Genomic DNA, 683 nt, shown 5'->3' with positions numbered 1-683 from the left:
TTTCCTGTTACTTCGCAAGTTGAGTTTCTTTGGAGTCTCAGAATAGCTCTTATTTGAGGGTCTTCGACTCCAATTATCTCAATTTGTTTTTCTTCTTTCTGTACTCTCTTTTTCGCTGAAAATAGTTTAGGTATTTTAAACTTTATAGCTTGTAGCGTGAAGATTGTGGTTTCTGCTACATTCCATACTTGAAAGTTATACCCTTTATAGCGGAGCTTGTATTTCTTATCCTTTTTATCAGAAGGTTTCCCTATTCTGTTCATTAAGGATTTATTAACTATATAGCCAATTTTTCTAAAATCTATATTTACCATTGTTGCCATGCGATAATAGTTTTGGATTCCTAGTATTACTGAATTAAATTTTAAGACTTGCAGGGCTGTTCGTCTTTTTTGAAGTTCTTTTATCTCTTGTCTGATTAAGTTTAAGATAGCTTTTCTTGCTTTGTCAGATACATATGACCTTACAGTTAATCTCTTTCTATTCTTAACAGCTTTGAATTTTATTCCTAGAAAGATACTAAACTCTTTTCTTAGATTTACTATTTTGGATTTCTTTTCAGAAATCTCTAGTTTCAATCTATCTTTCAAGAATATTTTAACAAGTTTGAACATCTTTTCCGCAGAACCTCTATCTCTACAAAAGAGTTTAAAGTCATCTGCGTATCTAACAATTCTAACTTC

Annotated in this window: 1 protein-coding gene; it reads right to left on the bottom strand. The window is 31.0% G+C overall.

All coding sequences use genetic code 11. The features are described from left to right. Window positions 1-683: RNA-dependent RNA polymerase family protein (locus tag HMPREF0202_RS15290; RefSeq protein ID WP_023052295.1), on the bottom strand; the 683-nt coding region annotated here is incomplete at both ends.

It is taken from the genome of Cetobacterium somerae ATCC BAA-474 (assembly GCF_000479045.1).
Classification (GTDB): domain Bacteria; phylum Fusobacteriota; class Fusobacteriia; order Fusobacteriales; family Fusobacteriaceae; genus Cetobacterium_A; species Cetobacterium_A somerae.
This window is presented reverse-complemented; position numbering and strand designations above follow the sequence as displayed.